Origin of the sequence: Pseudomonas sp. KK4 (assembly GCF_001984065.1) — a bacterium.
Taxonomy (GTDB): domain Bacteria; phylum Pseudomonadota; class Gammaproteobacteria; order Pseudomonadales; family Pseudomonadaceae; genus Aquipseudomonas.
In genome coordinates this window covers 28,948-45,766 of record NZ_LYVP01000041.1, presented here as the reverse complement: position 1 = coordinate 45,766, position 16,819 = coordinate 28,948, and the positions used below count along the sequence as shown (strand labels likewise).

Below are 16,819 nucleotides of genomic sequence, written 5' to 3'. Positions count from 1 at the left end.
GTGTCGAAGGCGGTGAAGGACGTGCCGCCGGTGAGGGCCGGGCAATTGAACAGCAGGCTGCAGTAGCCGCATTTTTCCCACAGCGCGTGATGCTCCGCTGGCGGCGGGCAGTGTTCGGCGGTCGCTTGGGCATCGTGCTCGGCGTGGTCCATGGTCGGCATGTCCATGTCCATCGACATGCTCATGCTCATGTCCATCGACATGGCTGCGCGCGAATTCATCGGCATCGACTGGGACACCAGTGGGCCGATGAAGATCATCAACATGGCGAACAGGCTGATCCAGCTGCCGCGTGTCAGGCTCGATGGCCGACGGCGGGGGCTGGATGACCTGGCGCTAAGCGGGCGCATGGGCGTTTCGGCTCAGTCGGTTACTGGGCGTGGACGTGCTTTTGCCCGTCTTGCGGCGCCTGCTTCTGCACCGCCACTTCGACCGTCACGTCACCGGCCTTTTCGAAGTGCAAGGTCATGGGGAAGCGCTTGCCGTCGCTGAGCAGGCTGCGATCCTTCAGGTTCAACAGCATCACGTGGTAAGCCATAGGGGCAAAGGTGACTTCGCCACCGGCGGGGATCTCCACGCTCGGTACGTGCTGCATTTTCATCACGTCATTGGTCATCACATGCTCATGCAGTTGCGCCTCGCCGGAAATCGGCGAGTCGACGCTGAGCAGGCGATCGGCGGTTTTGCCTTCGTTATGAATCACGAAATAGGCCGCCACGTTCGGCGCGTTGGGCGGCAGTTCCTGCGACCATGGGTGAGCGATTTCCAGCTCGCCGAGCTTGTACTCGTGGGCATTGGCAAAGCAGGCAGGCAGCAGCAACGCGGCCACGACGATGAGTTTGTTCAACATGACGGTTCTCCAGAACGATTCAATACGCAGATCAATTGCGAGAGGGAATCACACCAGAGGGGACGCGCGGGGGTTCAGGCTCGGCCATTGCTGGCGCGGTGTCGGGGTATTGAGCGAGGCGGGCGGCAGGCTTCGATTGCTTTCGAACTGCGCGAAATACAACTGCGGAACATGACTCGGCAATGCCACCAGTGGCGCTGAACCGGAACAGCACCAGCAATGCTGCATGTTGGAATGATCGTCGCCTTTCGGTGCTTTCTGCTCCAGGTCGCCGATGGAAATCGCCACCATTTTGGTGCCGCTGGACGTACAGAAACTGCCCCACAACAACTGCTCGGCCGGCGATTTCGCCGACTGCGCCATCGCACCACCCATTGGCATGGCGAGCAGGTTGAATAGCACTGCGAAGCAGGCTATCCAGGCTATTGCGAGCCGTTGACGGGACATGGGGCAGTTCCGGTTGAGTGGGTGATCAAGCGCGGCTATTTAGCCTGATCAATGCCGATAAGTAAAAAAGCGGCGTGCGGTGTGGTGTCGCAGCGCGGGGCTTTCATGGGTTTGATGATAGACGGGAATTGCACAGTGCCAGTAGCGTGTGAGCTTTGTTCAGAATTTCAGTGCCTGTAATTAAAAATGCCACGTGCAGCTTGGTGTCGCAGTGCAAGCGTTAAAAGGCGCAGCATCCTGTCGGCCACTTCTGTTTCGCCGTTGTGAAAAAGTGCGGCTATTTCGATTCGCAATGCCATAGCAAATTCCGGATCACTTTGAATACGTTCACATATGGTGTGTTTGACGTCTTTCAGCGCGAGAGGCAAGCAGTGTCCGTCCCCCGAATACTTCCCCTTGCAGGCCTCGAGAGGGTGCTTCATACCGGAAGGCATGTTTAGAAACTCAGCAATATCAAAACGAGTGAATTTGTCAGACATTTGGGCCCCGAGCGCAAATTTGATGTTGCTCGGAACGTAAGGGCGAAGATGAGCGCCCACTAGTCAGCCGTTTTGGAAGAAGTCGTGTGTGAGATCCTACAGTGACGTAGGAGGTTGCGCTTTTTTGTAGCGGCCCGAATCGAACCACGCTTCGCCAGCTGCTACAGGTTATCTGTCGGTATGGGCTGCCAGCGCTGCCAGTAGATCGTTCATCGACTCAAACTCCCGCTCAACCGCCGGCAACGCCGGCCGCTTCAACACCAGCACCGGTACTCCGCGTTCGCGGGCGACTTCCAGTTTTGGCTCGGTAGCGGTGCTGCCGCTGTTCTTGCTGATCAGCACGTCGATTTGCCGACGCTCGAACAATGCGCGTTCGTCGTCGATCAGGAAGGGCCCGCGTGCGCCGATCACTTCGCAGCGTTCGTTGCCCGGGTATACGTCCAGGGCGCGCAGGGTCCAGAACTGGTCGGCGGGGATTTCGTCCAGGTGCTGCAAGGGCTCGCGGCCCAGGGTGAACAGCGGTCGGTGAAAGGGTTTGAGGGCCTGGATCAGCTCGGACCAGTCGCTGACCTCGCGCCAATCGTCGCCGGGCTGTGGCTGCCATGCGGGGCGTCGCAGGGCCCAGCAGGTGATGCCGCTCAGCTGTGCGGCACGTGCGGCGTTGTGGCTGATGGCGGCGGCGTAGGGGTGGGTGGCATCGAGCAGCAGGTCGATGCGTTGGTCCTGGACGAATTGCGCCAGGCCTTCGGCGCCGCCGTAGCCGCCGACCCGCACCTGGCAGGTCAGGTCGGTGGGCACCCGGCCGATGCCGGCCAGGCTGTAGATGTGTTCGGGGCCGAGGGTGCGGGCGATGGCCAGGGCTTCGGTCACACCGCCCAACAACAGAATGCGTTTCATTGAAGAGCTCCGTACGGTCGGCCGTTACGCATCGAGTGGCTTGGTCAAATCCAGCACGGTGATCGGCAGGGCCTGGCGCCAGGTGTCGAAGTCACCCAGCGGTTGCGCCTGGGCGATATGAATACGCGTCAGTTCGCCGCCGTGCTGTTCGCGCCAGACCATCAGGGCCATTTCGCTTTGCAGCGTGACCGCGTTGGCGATCAGCCGGCCACCCGGTTTCAGGGCGGCCCAGCAGGTGTCCAGCACGCCTTCGCGGGTGACGCCGCCGCCGATGAAAATGGCGTCCGGAGGTTCGAGCCCGTCCAGGGCTAGCGGTGCTCGGCCGCGAATCAATTGCAGGCCGGGTACGCCGAGGGCATCGCGGTTGTGTTCGATCAGTTGTTGGCGCCCTTCATCAGACTCGATGGCCAGCGCCCGGCAACTGGGGTGGGCGCGCATCCATTCGATGCCGATCGAGCCGCTGCCGGCACCGACGTCCCACAGCAGTTCGCCGGGCGTCGGGGCCAGGCGGGCGAGGGTGATGGCGCGGACATCGCGCTTGGTCAGTTGACCGTCATGCTTGAAGGCGGTGTCCGGCAGCCCGGCCAGACGCGACAGGCGAGGTGCATTCGGTTCGGCGATGCACTCGATGGCGATCAGGTTCAGGTCGGCAATCGCCCCTTCGGCCCATTCGCTGGCGATGCCGTCGATCCGCCGCTCGGCTGCACCGCCCAGGTGTTCGAGTACGGTGAGGCGGCTGGGGCCGAAGCCTCGTTCGCGCAACAGGGCTGCGATGGCGGCGGGGCTGCGGCCGTCATTGCTCAACACCAGCAAACGCTGGCCGCTGGACAACTGGGCATTGAGCGCGGCGACGGGGCGGGCCACCACCGACAGGGTGACCACGTCCTGCAACGGCCACCCCATGCGGGCGGCGGCCAGTGAGCAGGAGGACGGCGCCGGCAGGATCAGCATGTCATCGCTGGACAGCTGCCGGGCCAGGCTGGCGCCCACCCCGAAAAACATCGGGTCGCCGCTGGCCAGTACGCACACGGATTGACCACGACTGGCCAGCACCGGATCAAGGGAAAAAGGGCTGGGCCACAACTGCCGCTCACCGCGGATGCAGACTGGCAAAAGGTCAAGCTGGCGTTGCGCGCCAATGATCCGCGAGGCCTTGAGCAGCGCGTGTCGCGCATTTCTGCCGAGGCCCTTGAAGCCATCTTCGCCAATGCCTACCACTGTCAGCCAGGGGGTCATGCTGTTCCTCTTCTCTCAATCCAGGCCCGATCATCACCGCGCCGGCGTTTGCCCGGCGGGTGGGTGCGCATCATAGCCTGTTCATCGGGGCCGGACTTTCCTCAAGTCGAATCGCTTCATCACCAGGTCATGGCACTTGTTCTCGAGGAGCGCTCTTTTGCGTTCGAGTATGCGTTTGTCCAGTTTGAGGTAGACGCGCTGCTGAATGATCTTCGCGGACTGGTCCTGCCAACTCCAGAAGAGAAAACTGTTTTTCCGGGCCTGCACCGCCAGTTCAAGGTTGAACACCGCTATTTCGAGAAAACCTTTCGAATCGTACCGTGCCGGTATGACCTGAAAGCGTTCGCCCATCAGGCTCTCTTCATCCAGTGAGCACAGCGCCGGTTGGTCGGGTTTCAGTGCGTCGAGGGTGTCGATCATGGCGTTGGCCTGGCGGCTGTCCTGCATGCCATGGGCACTCTTGATCAGGAACTGCGCGACGCTGCTCGACAGGTCATGGCGAGTGCGGGTCAGGATGGCGTCCTGAAAGACCACCCAACCGAAAAAACTCAGCGTCGAGACGTATTCGTTCAACCATTTTGCGGAGTCGGCGAAACGGCTGGCGAGCATATCGGCGGATGTTGTGGCGATTTGTGTGCAGTGAATGAAGTCGTTGTAATCCTGTGGCGAGAGTTCGCCTATGCAGGAAACAAGATTGGGTCCGGTCAAGAGTCCATTGGGTGTGTGGCTGTCCATGCGTTGCTTCCGAATCAGTGAGTGGGTTTGCCGGCAAAAAACTACAGGCTGCGATTCGGCGTTTAAATGCGAATGGCCAGGCGAATTGATTCCGGCTGTGAGTGGTCTTTTCGTCGCCCCGCGCCCCGGGCTTTTCATCCCGCCGGGCAAAGCAGGCATAATGCTGCCCTTCATTACGTAGCGGTCGACCTGTGAGCTCTCGCCAGACATCCAACCCTTTGCGTCCTACGGGCTGTCCCGGGCTGCTGCGTATCGTCCGGGCGCTGGACGGGGGTATTTGCCGGGTCAAGCTCAGCGGAGGTGCGATCAGCGCCCCCCAGGCCATCGCGGTAGCCGATGCCGCCGAGCGCTACGCCGGTGGTGTGATCGAGGCGACCAACCGCGCCAACTTGCAGATTCGCGGCATTGGCGACCAGCAGACAGCCTTGATCGACAGCCTGCTGGCCGCCGGCCTGGGGCCACGCCATGCGGCCGGTGACGACGTGCGCAATCTGATGCTCAGCCCCGCCGCCGGCATCGACCGGCACAGGCTGCTGGATACCCGACCACTGGCAGAACGGATTCTCGCCACGCTGCAAGGCGACGAACGCTTTCACGACCTCAGCGCCAAGTTCGCCGTGCAGCTTGACGGTGGCGAGGCCCTGGCCATGCTCGAACATCCCCATGACCTGTGGCTCTCGGCCTTTGAGCGAGAGGGCCAGCAGCGGCTGGCATTCGGTCTGGCCGGTTGCCCGACCGACAGTCCCGCAGGGTCTGTGGCGCTCGATGACGGTCATGGCCTGGTGGTGGCGGTGCTCGATCTGTTCCTGGAACTGGCGCGCCCCGAGCAAACGCGGATGCGTCATTTGCTGGCCGAGCACACACTCGAAACGGTGCTCGCGCAATTGGCCGGGCGTGTCGCCATGGAGCACGTCAGCGAATGGCAGCGCACGCCGGACCACAATGCTTTGCACATCGGCGCTCACCCCCAGGCCGAGGCGCGCATGGCCTACGTCGGCGCGGTGCCGTCGTTGGGACGTCTGGACTCGGCAACCCTGCGGGGCGCTGCCCGACTGGCGCTGGATTTCGGTGACGGCAGCTTGCGCTTCACACCGTGGCAGAGCCTGCTGCTGCCCAATGTCCGTGACGAACACTGCGCCGAAGTCATCCGGCGTCTGGAGCAACTGGGCTTGCTGTGCCACGCCGATCAGGCCCTGGCAAGGATGATCGCCTGCAGCGGTTCCAGCGGCTGTGGCAAAAGCCTGGCCGACACCAAAGGCGACGCCGTGCAATTGGCCGCGTTGCTGCAGCGTCACGGGCATGCATTGAGCGTCCACTTGAGCGGCTGTCCGCGTTCCTGTGCCGCCGCGCACGTCGCACCGGCGACCCTGCTGGCCGTCGCCCCCGGTCACTACGATCTATATTTTCGCGATGCAGCCCAGGCCGGTTTCGGCACGCTGCACGCACGCAACCTTACTATTGAAGCGGTCGCGGCCTTGCTCGACGCCCGCTCACGGAGCCCCTTTGATGCTTGATTACATCCGCGACGGTCAGGAGATCTATCGCAACTCCTTCGCGATCATCCGCGCCGAGGCCAACCTGGCGCGAATCCCGGCCGATCTGGAAAAACTCGCGGTGCGGGTGATCCACGCCTGCGGCATGGTCGAGGCCATTGACGGCTTGCAGTTTTCCGAAGGCGCGGGCAAGGCCGGGCGCGATGCACTGGCGGCCGGTGCGCCGATTCTTTGCGACGCGCGGATGGTCTCCGAGGGCGTGACCCGCGCGCGCTTGCCGGCGAACAACCCGGTGATCTGCACCCTGCGCGATGACAGCGTCCCCGAGCTTGCCCGCGAGCTGGGCAACACACGCTCCGCCGCTGCGCTGGAACTGTGGCGTCCGCATCTTGAAGGCAGTGTGGTGGTGATCGGCAATGCGCCGACCGCACTGTTTTATCTGCTGGAAATGCTCGATGCCGGCGCCCCGAAACCGGCGCTGATCCTTGGCTTCCCGGTGGGTTTCGTCGGCGCTGCCGAATCCAAGGCGATGCTCGCCGCGGACAGCCGTGGCGTGCCTTTCGTCATCATGCAGGGTCGCCTGGGCGGTAGCGCCATGGCCGCCGCCGCCGTCAATGCCCTCGCCACGGAGATCGAATGATGCAGCAACCTGGACGTTTGATCGGCCTTGGCGTGGGCCCTGGTGATCCGGAGCTGATTACGGTCAAAGCCTTGCGCCTGTTGCGCGAATCGCCGGTGGTGGCGTACTTCGTCGCCAAGGGTAAAAAAGGCAATGCCTTCGGCATCATCGAGGCGCATCTGCAGAAAGCCCAGAACCTGCTGCCGCTGGTGTACCCGGTGACCACCGAAGCCTTGCCGGCACCGCTTTCGTACGAGCAGGTGATCAGTGATTTTTACGATGGCGCTGCCGAGGATCTGGCGGCGCATCTCGATGCCGGCCGCGACGTCGCGGTGATCTGCGAGGGTGATCCGTTCTTCTACGGCTCCTACATGTACCTGCACGACCGCCTCGCCGAGCGCTATCATGCCGAAGTGGTGCCGGGCGTGTGCTCGATGCTCGGTGGCGCGTCGGTGCTCGGAGCACCGCTGGTGTATCGCAACCAGAGCCTGTCGGTATTGTCCGGCGTGCTGCCCCATGACGAACTCAAGCGTCGCTTGGCCGATGCCGACGCCGCGGTGATCATGAAACTGGGCCGCAACTTTCCCAAGGTTCGCCAGGTGCTGGAAGAGCTCGGCTTGGCTGAGCGTGCGCTGTACGTCGAGCGCGCGACCATGGCCAACCAGAAAATCGTGCCACTGGATCAGGTCGAGCCGATGTCTTCGCCGTATTTCTCGTTGATCATCGTTCCCGGTGAAAGGTGGCAAGGCTGATGACCCGTCCCGTTCCGGCGATTGTCATTCTCGGCAATGGCAGCCTCGCCACCGCACGCAAGATCGCGCAGCTCTACCCCGGCGCCCTGGTCCATGGCCTGGCCGGACGGGTGGAGGGCGCGGACCGTGTCTACCACGAGTTCGGCGCGACCCTGCGTGAGTTTTATCAGCAGGGCACGCCCATCATTGCCCTGTGCGCGGCGGGGATCGTCATCCGCACCCTGGCGCCATTGCTGCTGGAAAAAGGCGCCGAGCCGCCGGTGCTTGCCGTGGCCGAAGACGGCAGTGCGGTGGTGCCGTTGCTCGGTGGTCTGGGCGGCGTGAACCTGATGGCCCGGGAAATCGCCGCTGGCCTGAACGTGGCCCCCGCCATTACCACCAGCGGCGAATTGCGTTTCGGCACTTGCCTGCTCAATCCACCCAGCGGCTATGCCCTGGGTGATCTGGAGCTGGGCAAGCGTTTTGTCTCCGATCTGCTGGCGGGTGAAACGGTGCGCATCGAAGGTTCGGCCCCCTGGCTGGCGCAGGCGCAGTTGCCCGAAGATACCCAGGCACGCCTGGCGGTGCATGTCGGCCCGGGCGAGCGTGTGCCGTCGGCTCATGAACTGCTGATCTATCCGCGCAGCGTGTTGGTGGCGGTCAGTGGCGCGATTGCGGATCTGCCCCGGGCGATTCGCCAGGCGCTGCGCGACGCGGGCATCGCTGTGCAATCGCTGGCCTGTCTGCTGGCGGCCGATACCGAGATGGCCAGTCCATCTTTACGCGAAGCTGCGCTCGAGTTGGGCGTGCCATTGCGCTTCGCCAAGGCTGGAGCGTCTGCGCAGGAGTTGGCCCGCGACGCCATCGCGCAACCCGTTTGCGTTCGTGGCGACAGCAGCATTGCTGTGGCAGTCGCCGAGCAGCCGCTGGACCTGTCGCAGATCGGCCGTTCTCGCGGGCGCTTGGCGGTGGTGGGGTTGGGCCCGGGCGCTGCCGAGCTCATGGTGCCGGCGGTGAAGGCCGAACTGGCGCGTGCCAACGATGTGCTGGGCTATGAAACCTACGTGCGCATGGCCGGCCCTTTCCGTGACGATCAGGTGCTCCATTGCACCGATAACCGTGAAGAAATGCAGCGGGCACGCCATGCTTTCGAACTGGCGGCTCAAGGGCGCTCGGTGGTGGTGGTGTCCTCCGGGGATCCGGGGGTGTTTGCCATGGCGGCCGCCGTGCTGGAAGCGCTGCATGAGTCCAGCGATGCCGCGTGGCACAGCGTCGATCTGCAGATGCTGCCCGGTGTTTCTGCCTCGCTGGCGACGGCTGCACAGGCCGGCGCACCCTTGGGGCATGACTTCTGCGTGCTGTCGCTGTCGGACAACCTCAAGCCGTGGTCGATCATCGAGCAGCGCCTGGACCTGGCCGCTCAAGCGGATCTTGCGCTGGCGTTCTACAACCCGATTTCCCGTTCGCGTCCGTGGCAGCTTGGGCAGGCGCTGGAGATCGTGGCCCGTCACCGTGAACCCGGGACGCCTGTGGTGCTGGGCCGCGACATCGGGCGTCCGGGGCAGACCCTGCGCGTGACCACGTTGGGTGAGTTGAGCGTCGACCAGGTGGACATGCGCACCATGGTGCTCATCGGTTCGTCGACGACGCGGGTGATCCCTCGTGCCGAGGGCAGTCCGTGGGTTTATACGCCGCGAAGTTATGGCGACAAGCTCACGCCTATCCCGTAATCAATATATAAAGCTCAAAATAAAACCAGATCTCCCAACTATTGGGTGATCTGGTTTTTTTATTGCGCGTGTACATATGTTGTATTCGCTTGCCGTTGTTGGCGCTGAACAAGTTGGGTTAGGTTTGTGGTGTTCCAGGAAGGAGCGTTGGTTAATTGATATAAGGATATTAAGTATGAAAGTTTTTGAAAGTTCGATCAGTGTTTCGAAAAGCCTTGAAGTTGTCCGCTCGCGGGTGCAGAAACGCAAGGCGACAGTATCTTCGAGCCCACGAGTGAGATCATTGGTGTCAACGGTGGCGACCAGCCTTACCAAGGAGCTGGACGCGCTGGTGCTGGGCAACACCCTGATTGGCTACGGTGACAGGATCAGCCTGGAGAACATGGCGATCATCGAGAATCTGATCACCATGTCGAAGATGGAGGCCAACTATGAAGTGCCCGGCCATTGCGATCCGAAGGCCTGGTATCACGAATTTACCAAATGCATGGAAGATCTCGGTTGTTTTGTGGCCGATAAAGGGTATTCCAAGTACAGCGCGACTGCACTTGAAGTCAAAATGGATAATGTCATGGTTGATATTGTTCAAGCCGCCGTCGAAGCGGCAAAGACTGCCATTCCCGGTGCGGCGGTATTAAGCGCGGTCACCCACTCGACATTGGATGCGCTGAAAAAAGAACCTGAAGCAATCAACGTGTTGAATCTTGAATCAAAGAGCGCGGAGGGTGTGCGTTTGTCGACGGTTCCCTGTGAGCAGTTGCCCAACGGCATTATCCTGATTGCTATCGCAGCCATCGACCATCAAGGTGGGAGCAATGACGGTGGCGTTCTGTTCGTGGACTGGAAGACCTCCTCGCTGGAGGTTTTTCACGGCAAGTCGTTCATCACCTTCAATCCTGCCCGATACCGGGAAATCAAGCAGGATGTCGAAGAGTACCTGGGCGTGCATCGCAAGGAGGTGCTGGTCAAGCGCTTCAGTCGGCGCAAATGATGGCCGCTAGGGAACCAGGTAACCCCTGACTCCGGTAAAAATGATCTGCGCCGCCAGCGCACACACGAACAACCCCATCAGCCGGCTGACAATCTGCAAGCCCTGGTCGCCCAGAATGCGCTCGATGCGGTTGGACAGGTACAGCACCACGCCGACCGTGAAGCTGGCCAGGGCGATACTGACAATGGCCATGAGCTTGTCGTCCCAATGGGGTTGGCTCACGCCCATGACCAGCAAGGCACCGATGGTGCCGGGGCCGACCGTCAACGGGATGGTGAGCGGGACAATGGTCACGTCTTGCTGCACGTTGTCGGTCTGCACCGCCGACTTGCCCTGGGCCATGCCCAGCGCCGAGATGAACAGCACGCTGCCGGCGCCGATACGGAAGGCGTCCACGGTGATGCCGAAGACGCTGAAGATCACCCGGCCAAACAGATACAACAGGACACTGGAGACCAGTGTGGCGATTGCCACTTTCCAGGCCAGGCGACGTTGTTCCTTGCGCGAGTAGCCGCGGGTCAGGCTGATGAAGCAGGACAACACGAAGAACGGGCTGTAGAGCACCAGCATCTTCAGGTAAACACTGAACAACACGTGCAGCATGGTGCAGGCTCACTGGCGAGGGAAGTCGTGGGGGAGTCTATCAGGCGTCGCGGGGTCTGTCGGCTCAGGACGTGGACGTAGCCGCGCGGGCTTGCAGATCGCGCTGGGCAACCCAGTGTTCGATCAATTCGCGCAATTGCGAAAGCTCGACCGGTTTGGCCATGTGCCCGTCCATGCCGGCCTGACGCGCCCGTTCCTTATGCTCGGCGAGGATGTGCGCGGTCAATGCGACCACCGGGGTCCGGGTCCGCTGGTTGCCCACTTCCCAGGCACGCAATTGCTGTGTCGCCGAGAAGCCGTCGAGGATCGGCATTTCGCAATCCATGAGCACCAGGTCATACCGTTGGGCCTTCATGGCCTGCAGGGCTTCTTCGCCATTGCTGGCGGTGTCGGGCTGCAGGTTGAGCTTGCCCAGCATGCCGCGGATCACCTTGGTGGAGATGCTGTTGTCTTCAGCCACCAGAATGCGGAAATCGCTGGGTACCTTGACCGGCGGCATCGGGCCGGCCGGCGCTTGTTGCATCACGGCGTGGCCTTTGTTGCGCTGGTTCAACTCATCGGCCAGGGTGGTCTTGAGGGTGTAGCCGGCCACCGGTTTGGCAAGGATGCGTTTGATGCCCGAGTTGCGCGCGATGATCTTGCTCGGCGCATTGCTGATACCGGTGAGCATGATCAGCAGGATGTCGTGGTTCAGGCTCGGGTCTTCCTTGATCTTGGCAGCCAGTTGCATGCCGGTCATGCCTGGCATGTTCTGATCCAGCAGCACCGCATCGAAATAATCGCGCAGGTGCGCCTTGGTGCGCAGCAGTGCCAACGCTTCCTTGCCGGAGGCCACGGCGCTGACGTTCAGGCCCCAGGCGCTGCATTGCTGCACCAGCACTTTGCGGCAGGTGTCGTTGTCATCCACCACCAATACCCGTGCACCTTGCAGCGGTCCGTCGAGGTCGGAAGTCGGGTGTTCCAGGCGATCGGGGTCCAGCGGCAGGGTCAGCCACAAGGTGGTGCCCTGGCTGGCGCCGCTCTTGATGCCGAACTCACCGTGCATCAGGCGAATCAGTTGTCGGGCGATGACCAGCCCCAGGTTGCCACCCACACGATTGGCCGAGAGGAAGTGCTTGCTGTGCAACTCGGCATGCATCAGGGCGTCGCGCTCTTCGGCCTCCATGGGCTCGCCGCTGTCCTGCACGGCAATGCGCAGGCGCGGTTTGGGGCTGCGCTCGTCGAGCGCGACGACGATCAGGATTTCGCCTTCGTCGGTCTTCTTCAGCGCATTCTCCACCAGGCTCAACAGGGTCTGGCGCAAGCGTGTCGGGTCACCGCTGATGACCCGCGGCACTTGTGGCTGGATGAAGCTGATCAGTTCGACGTTTTGCTGTTCGGCCTTGGCGCGGAAGATGCTCAGGCAGTCCTCGATCAGCGCGTTGAGATCGAACTGCACATCGTCGAGTTCGATCTGGCCGGATTCGAGTTTGGAAATGTCGAGGATTTCGTTGATCAGGGTGAGCAGTTCATTGCCCGCGCTGTGGATGGTCTGGACGTAATCGCGCTGCTTGACCGAGAGCGGCGTGCCCAGCAACAACTCGGTCATGCCCAGTACGCCATTCATGGGGGTGCGGATTTCGTGACTGATCTTGGCCAGGAATTCCGCCTTGGCGTTGATCTCGGCATTGCTGGCCGCCAGGTCTCGGCTGATGCTGAAGCGATCTTCGGTGATGCGGCGCTGGCGCTCGCTCAGGGCGATGCTCATCAACAGGCCGCTGATGCAGATGAACGCCAGCAGGGTGGTGATCAGACCATGGGGTTCGGTCAGGGTCAGGCCGAGCAGGGCGGGCAGGATGATCAGCGTGCCGAGGTTGAATACCACCATGGCCGCCACGAACAGCCGCGCCGGTCGGTAGCCTTTTTGCCAGTGAAAGGCGCTGACGAACAGCATGGTCAGGCCGGCCAGGGCGACCAGGCCATAGGTGAGCAGGTTAAGCGGCAGGGTGTTGACGAAAAGCAGCAGCAGGCCGCAGATCATGATCAATAGAATCTCGCCCAGCAGCAGTTTGTTCAGCGGGTGCGTGCCCAGTGGTGTGTAGAAGCGATAGGCGAACATCAGGCCGCAAGGGGCCGTGAGCAGCAGGGCGAGATAAGCGCCCGGTGTTTGCAGGGCTTGCCAGTCAGGCAGCCAGGCCCCCGCCAGATTCAGCAACAGCACCACACTGAGCATCAGCAAGGCTTCGCAGCCGGCCAGCCAAAGACTGCTGCGTGAGCGGGTATACGCGTAACGGATGAGGTTGTGCAGGATCAGCATGCCGATGCAGCCCAGCAGTAGACCATAGATCAGTGACTGACCCTGGTTGGCCGCGGCCATGATTGCAGGTTGCAGGCTGATATAGGGCCTCAACTGATGCTCGGAGACCAGTCGCAGGTAAACATCGAGGGGTTTGTCGGCTTGGGGCAACGGCAGCATGAAGTCGTTGCTGGACAGCGGCCGGGCAGCCTGGGGCTGTTTGTTGCCGGTGCTTGATTGCTCGATCAGCTTGTCGCCGTCCAGCACGTACATGTTGAGTTGCAGCAGGTCCGGGGCGAATACCCTCAGCAATTGTTCATGCTTGCCGGGCGCAAGGCGAAAGCGAAGCCAGAGCGCACCGCCAGGTTCGGCGGCGGTGATCCGTTCGAGATCGATGGGACTGAATTGGTTGGTATAGCGGGCGGAGCGGATATCGCTCAGTTGCAGGTCACCCTGTTCGTCGAGCAATACCGCCAGGCCACTGCCTTGCCCGGCCTGGGCCGGTAGCATGCAGAGCAGGGTCAGCAGGGTGGCGGTGAAGCCTATGGCAATCCTGAGCCAGCGCACGGCGAAATCCCTTCGTAGGTTAATGCCAGAATATAACTATGCGCGGCGCCGGAATAGTCAGGCAAGGGCCCTGGGCCCTTGCCCGGCTGAATGGAAGCTTTATTCCTGATTTTCGCCACGCTCGCGGGCAATGGCGCGGTAGCCAATGTCCTTGCGATAGAAACAACCTTCCCAATCGATGCTGGCGGCCAGTTTGTATGCCTGCTGTTGAGCGGCATCGACGCTGGCACCCATGGCGGTGGCGCAAAGTACCCGACCACCGGCCGTGACCACTTGACCGTCCTTCAGTGCAGTACCGGCATGGAAGACTTTGCCTTCCAGTGCCGCCGCTGCGTCCAGGCCCTTGATGGCTGCGCCCTTGGCGTAGTCACCCGGGTACCCGCCTGCGGCCAGTACGATGCCCACGCTCGGGCGTGGATCCCATTGTGCCTCGACCTTGTCCAGCGCCTGTGCCAGCGCCGCTTCGACCAGCAACACCAGGCTCGACTGCAAACGCAGCATGACCGGTTGGGTCTCAGGGTCGCCGAAACGGCAGTTGAATTCGATGACTTTTGGGTTACCGGCCTTGTCGATCATCAGGCCCGCGTACAGGAAACCAGTGTAGACGTTACCTTCCTCGGCCATGCCGCGAACTGTCGGCCAGATCACCAGGTCCATGACGCGCTGGTGCACGTCGCTGGTGACCACCGGAGCAGGGGAGTAGGCACCCATGCCGCCGGTGTTCGGGCCGGTGTCGCCGTCGCCGACGCGCTTGTGGTCCTGGCTGGTGGCCATCGGCAGGACGTTCTTGCCGTCGACCATGACGATGAAGCTGGCTTCTTCGCCGTCCAGGAACTCTTCGATCACCACCCGCGAACCGGCGTCACCGAAGGCGTTGCCGGCCAGCATGTCACGCACGGCGTCTTCGGCTTCGGCCAGGGTCATGGCGACGATCACACCTTTACCGGCGGCCAGGCCGTCGGCCTTGATCACGATCGGTGCGCCTTTTTCACGCAGGTAAGCCAAGGCCGGCTCGATCTCGGTGAAGTTCTGGTAGTCGGCGGTCGGGATCTTGTGGCGTGCCAGGAAGTCCTTGGTGAAGGCTTTCGAGCCTTCCAGCTGGGCAGCGCCAGCGGTCGGACCAAAGCAATCCAGGCCACGGGAACGGAACAGGTCGACGACGCCGGCCACCAGCGGCACTTCCGGGCCGACGATGGTCAGGGAAACGTTCTTCTCGGCAAAGTCAGCCAGTTGCTCAAGGGCCAACACGTCGATGGCGACATTTTCGCACTTGGCTTCAATGGCGGTGCCGGCGTTGCCCGGTGCGACGAAAACCTTCTGCACGCGCGGATCCTGAGCCACTTTCCAGGCCAGGGCGTGTTCACGGCCACCGCTGCCAATGATCAAAACATTCATTTCAAAAACCTCGGATGACGCTCATTCTGGAGGCAGCACTGAAGCTGCTTTTCTGTGGGAGCGGGCTTGCTCGCGAAGGCGGTGTGCCGGTCAGCTTCAATGCCACTGACAGATCGCATTCGCGAGCGAGCCCGCTCCCACATTTGAATCGGTGTATCAGTGACGGAAGTGGCGCATGCCGGTGAAGACCATGGCGATGCCAGCCTCATCAGCTGCAGCGATCACTTCGTTGTCACGCATCGAGCCGCCTGGCTGGATCACCGCGGTGATGCCGGCCTTGGCCGCGTTGTCGATGCCGTCGCGGAACGGAAAGAAAGCGTCGGATGCCATCACGGCGCCCTGGACTTGCAGGCCGGCGTGTTCAGCCTTGATCGCGGCGATGCGCGCCGAGTTCACGCGGCTCATCTGGCCGGCGCCGACACCGATGGTCTGGCGGTTCTTGGCGTAGACGATGGCGTTGGACTTGACGTATTTGGCGACTTTCCAGGCGAAGATCAGGTCGTGGATTTCCTGCTCGGTCGGTGCGCGTTTGGTCACGACTTTCAGGTCATCGGCGCCGATCATGCCGATGTCGCGGCTCTGCACCAGCAGGCCACCGTTGACGCGTTTGTAATCCCAGGCAGCAGCGCGGTCAGTCGACCATTCGCCGCAGGCCAGCAGGCGCACGTTGGCTTTGGCGGCGACGATGGCGCGGGCTTCTTCGCTGACGCTCGGGGCGATGATCACTTCGACGAACTGACGCTCGACGATGGCCTTGGCGGTTTCTGCATCCAACTCACGGTTGAAGGCGATGATGCCGCCGAATGCCGATTCGGTGTCGGTGGCGTAGGCCAGGTCGTAGGCTTTGCGGATCCCGCCTTCGGCATCCGGGCTGACGGCTACGCCGCAGGGGTTGGCGTGCTTGACGATCACGCAGGCAGGCTTGACGAAGCTCTTGACGCATTCCAGCGCGGCGTCGGTGTCGGCCACGTTGTTGTACGACAGTTCCTTGCCCTGCAGTTGGGTCGCGGTGGCGATGCCGACTTCGGCAGGCTTGGCTTCCACGTAGAACGCCGCGCTCTGGTGCGGGTTCTCGCCGTAGCGCATTTCCTGGGCCTTGATGAACTGGCTGTTGAAGGTACGCGGGAATTCGCTGCGACCTTCGGTGCTGAGGGTGTCAGCCGCCTGGTTCACGGTGCCCATGTAGTTGGCGATCATGCCGTCGTAGGCCGCGGTGTGTTCGAAGGCCTTGAGCATCAGGTCGAAACGCTGTGCGTAGGTCAGGCCGCCGGCCTTGAGGTTTTCCAGGACGTTGGCGTAGTCGCTGGCGTTAACCACGATGGCCACGTCTTTATGGTTCTTGGCTGCGGAACGGACCATGGTCGGGCCGCCGATGTCGATGTTCTCGATGGCGGTCGGCAGGTCGCAGCCTGGCTTGTTGATGGTGGCTTCGAACGGGTAGAGGTTGACCGCGACCAGATCGATCGGCTTGATGCCGTGCTCGTTCATGATGGCGTCATCGATACCGCGACGACCGAGGATCCCGCCGTGAATTTTCGGATGCAGGGTTTTCACCCGGCCGTCCATCATTTCGGCAAAACCTGTGTAATCTGCGACTTCCACTGCAGCGACGCCATTGTCGCGCAGCAGCTTGAACGTTCCGCCGGTGGAGAGGATCTCGACGCCCAGAGCTTCGAGCTCCTTGGCGAATTCGAGGATCCCGGTCTTGTCGGAAACGCTGATCAAGGCGCGGCGGATCGGCAGGCGGGTAGTCTGGTCGGTCATCTCAATT

16 protein-coding genes are annotated in these 16,819 nt (G+C 62.0%); 5 read left to right on the top strand and 11 right to left on the bottom strand.

Translation table 11 applies throughout. The annotated features are described in order from the left end of the window. From B0W55_RS15670 to B0W55_RS15640, 7 genes are all read right to left on the bottom strand, one after another. Positions 1 to 350: DUF2946 domain-containing protein (locus tag B0W55_RS15670; RefSeq protein WP_077046847.1), on the bottom strand; the 350-nt coding region annotated here is incomplete at its 3' end. Between the two features lie 20 nt (positions 351 to 370). Further along, on the bottom strand, positions 371 to 850 hold the full coding sequence (locus B0W55_RS15665) for a copper chaperone PCu(A)C (RefSeq protein WP_077046845.1): 480 nt from the start codon (positions 848 to 850) through the stop codon (positions 371 to 373). Positions 851 to 898: 48 nt separating this feature from the next. Next, positions 899 to 1,297: a DUF2946 domain-containing protein gene (locus tag B0W55_RS15660; protein ID WP_077046844.1), complete on the bottom strand. Its 399-nt coding sequence runs from the start codon at positions 1,295 to 1,297 to the stop codon at positions 899 to 901. Positions 1,298 to 1,464: 167 nt separating this feature from the next. Beyond that, positions 1,465 to 1,776: a hypothetical protein gene (locus B0W55_RS15655; protein WP_077046846.1), complete on the bottom strand. Its 312-nt coding sequence runs from the start codon at positions 1,774 to 1,776 to the stop codon at positions 1,465 to 1,467. A gap of 168 nt (positions 1,777 to 1,944) precedes the next feature. Beyond that, positions 1,945 to 2,673: a cobalt-precorrin-6A reductase gene (locus B0W55_RS15650; protein WP_077046843.1), complete on the bottom strand. Its 729-nt coding sequence runs from the start codon at positions 2,671 to 2,673 to the stop codon at positions 1,945 to 1,947. A 24-nt stretch (positions 2,674 to 2,697) separates the two neighbouring features. Then, positions 2,698 to 3,909 (bottom strand): precorrin-6y C5,15-methyltransferase (decarboxylating) subunit CbiE, encoded by a 1,212-nt coding sequence (gene cbiE, locus B0W55_RS15645; RefSeq protein ID WP_077046842.1) that lies wholly within the window; start codon positions 3,907 to 3,909, stop codon positions 2,698 to 2,700. 81 nt (positions 3,910 to 3,990) lie between these two features. Then, entirely contained in the window at positions 3,991 to 4,803 is an 813-nt protein-coding gene (locus B0W55_RS15640) for a hypothetical protein (RefSeq protein ID WP_371807272.1), read from the bottom strand. A gap of 32 nt (positions 4,804 to 4,835) precedes the next feature. Between B0W55_RS15640 and cobG the strand changes: the two genes are divergently transcribed. The 5 genes from cobG (at position 4,836) to B0W55_RS15615 (ending at position 10,208) form a co-directional block, all read left to right on the top strand. After that, positions 4,836 to 6,158, top strand: coding sequence for a precorrin-3B synthase (gene cobG / locus B0W55_RS15635; RefSeq protein ID WP_077046840.1), 1,323 nt, complete (start codon positions 4,836 to 4,838; stop codon positions 6,156 to 6,158). Then, positions 6,151 to 6,777: a precorrin-8X methylmutase gene (locus B0W55_RS15630; protein ID WP_007937188.1), complete on the top strand. Its 627-nt coding sequence runs from the start codon at positions 6,151 to 6,153 to the stop codon at positions 6,775 to 6,777. Before cobG ends, B0W55_RS15630 begins: the two co-directional genes overlap by 8 nt. Beyond that, on the top strand, positions 6,777 to 7,508 hold the full coding sequence (locus B0W55_RS15625; RefSeq protein ID WP_077046839.1) for a precorrin-2 C(20)-methyltransferase: 732 nt from the start codon (positions 6,777 to 6,779) through the stop codon (positions 7,506 to 7,508). The genes B0W55_RS15630 and B0W55_RS15625 overlap by 1 nt, the downstream gene beginning before the upstream one ends. Next, positions 7,508 to 9,217: a precorrin-3B C(17)-methyltransferase gene (cobJ, locus tag B0W55_RS15620; RefSeq protein ID WP_077046838.1), complete on the top strand. Its 1,710-nt coding sequence runs from the start codon at positions 7,508 to 7,510 to the stop codon at positions 9,215 to 9,217. Before B0W55_RS15625 ends, cobJ begins: the two co-directional genes overlap by 1 nt. A 175-nt stretch (positions 9,218 to 9,392) precedes the next feature. After that, positions 9,393 to 10,208, top strand: coding sequence for a hypothetical protein (locus tag B0W55_RS15615; RefSeq protein WP_077046837.1), 816 nt, complete (start codon positions 9,393 to 9,395; stop codon positions 10,206 to 10,208). 6 nt (positions 10,209 to 10,214) lie between these two features. Here the strand turns inward: B0W55_RS15615 and B0W55_RS15610 are convergent, their stop codons facing one another. The 4 genes from B0W55_RS15610 to purH all read right to left on the bottom strand — a co-directional run bounded on the left by B0W55_RS15610 (position 10,215) and on the right by purH (position 16,812). Further along, entirely contained in the window at positions 10,215 to 10,811 is a 597-nt protein-coding gene (locus tag B0W55_RS15610; protein ID WP_077046836.1) for a MarC family protein, read from the bottom strand. A gap of 64 nt (positions 10,812 to 10,875) precedes the next feature. Continuing rightward, positions 10,876 to 13,653 (bottom strand): hybrid sensor histidine kinase/response regulator, encoded by a 2,778-nt coding sequence (locus B0W55_RS15605; RefSeq protein ID WP_077046835.1) that lies wholly within the window; start codon positions 13,651 to 13,653, stop codon positions 10,876 to 10,878. A 99-nt stretch (positions 13,654 to 13,752) separates the two neighbouring features. After that, positions 13,753 to 15,048 carry a phosphoribosylamine--glycine ligase gene (purD, locus tag B0W55_RS15600; protein WP_077046834.1) on the bottom strand — a complete coding sequence of 432 codons (1,296 nt, stop codon included), beginning with the start codon at positions 15,046 to 15,048 and terminating at the stop codon, positions 13,753 to 13,755. A gap of 156 nt (positions 15,049 to 15,204) precedes the next feature. After that, positions 15,205 to 16,812 (bottom strand): bifunctional phosphoribosylaminoimidazolecarboxamide formyltransferase/IMP cyclohydrolase, encoded by a 1,608-nt coding sequence (gene purH / locus B0W55_RS15595; protein ID WP_077046833.1) that lies wholly within the window; start codon positions 16,810 to 16,812, stop codon positions 15,205 to 15,207. Positions 16,813 to 16,819 lie beyond the last annotated feature (7 nt).

Coding starts and splice junctions, on each gene's coding strand:
- purH (WP_077046833.1), bottom strand. CDS start 16,812: ATGACCGACCAGACTACCCGCCTGCCGATCCGCCGCGCCTTGATCAGC.
- B0W55_RS15655 (WP_077046846.1), bottom strand. CDS start 1,776: ATGTCTGACAAATTCACTCGTTTTGATATTGCTGAGTTTCTAAACATG.
- B0W55_RS15665 (WP_077046845.1), bottom strand. CDS start 850: ATGTTGAACAAACTCATCGTCGTGGCCGCGTTGCTGCTGCCTGCCTGC.
- B0W55_RS15640 (WP_371807272.1), bottom strand. CDS start 4,803: ATGCCTGCTTTGCCCGGCGGGATGAAAAGCCCGGGGCGCGGGGCGACG.
- purD (WP_077046834.1), bottom strand. CDS start 15,048: ATGAATGTTTTGATCATTGGCAGCGGTGGCCGTGAACACGCCCTGGCC.
- cobJ (WP_077046838.1), top strand. CDS start 7,508: ATGACCCGTCCCGTTCCGGCGATTGTCATTCTCGGCAATGGCAGCCTC.
- B0W55_RS15630 (WP_007937188.1), top strand. CDS start 6,151: ATGCTTGATTACATCCGCGACGGTCAGGAGATCTATCGCAACTCCTTC.
- cbiE (WP_077046842.1), bottom strand. CDS start 3,909: ATGACCCCCTGGCTGACAGTGGTAGGCATTGGCGAAGATGGCTTCAAG.
- B0W55_RS15610 (WP_077046836.1), bottom strand. CDS start 10,811: ATGCTGCACGTGTTGTTCAGTGTTTACCTGAAGATGCTGGTGCTCTAC.
- B0W55_RS15615 (WP_077046837.1), top strand. CDS start 9,393: ATGAAAGTTTTTGAAAGTTCGATCAGTGTTTCGAAAAGCCTTGAAGTT.
- B0W55_RS15650 (WP_077046843.1), bottom strand. CDS start 2,673: ATGAAACGCATTCTGTTGTTGGGCGGTGTGACCGAAGCCCTGGCCATC.
- B0W55_RS15660 (WP_077046844.1), bottom strand. CDS start 1,297: ATGTCCCGTCAACGGCTCGCAATAGCCTGGATAGCCTGCTTCGCAGTG.
- B0W55_RS15625 (WP_077046839.1), top strand. CDS start 6,777: ATGCAGCAACCTGGACGTTTGATCGGCCTTGGCGTGGGCCCTGGTGAT.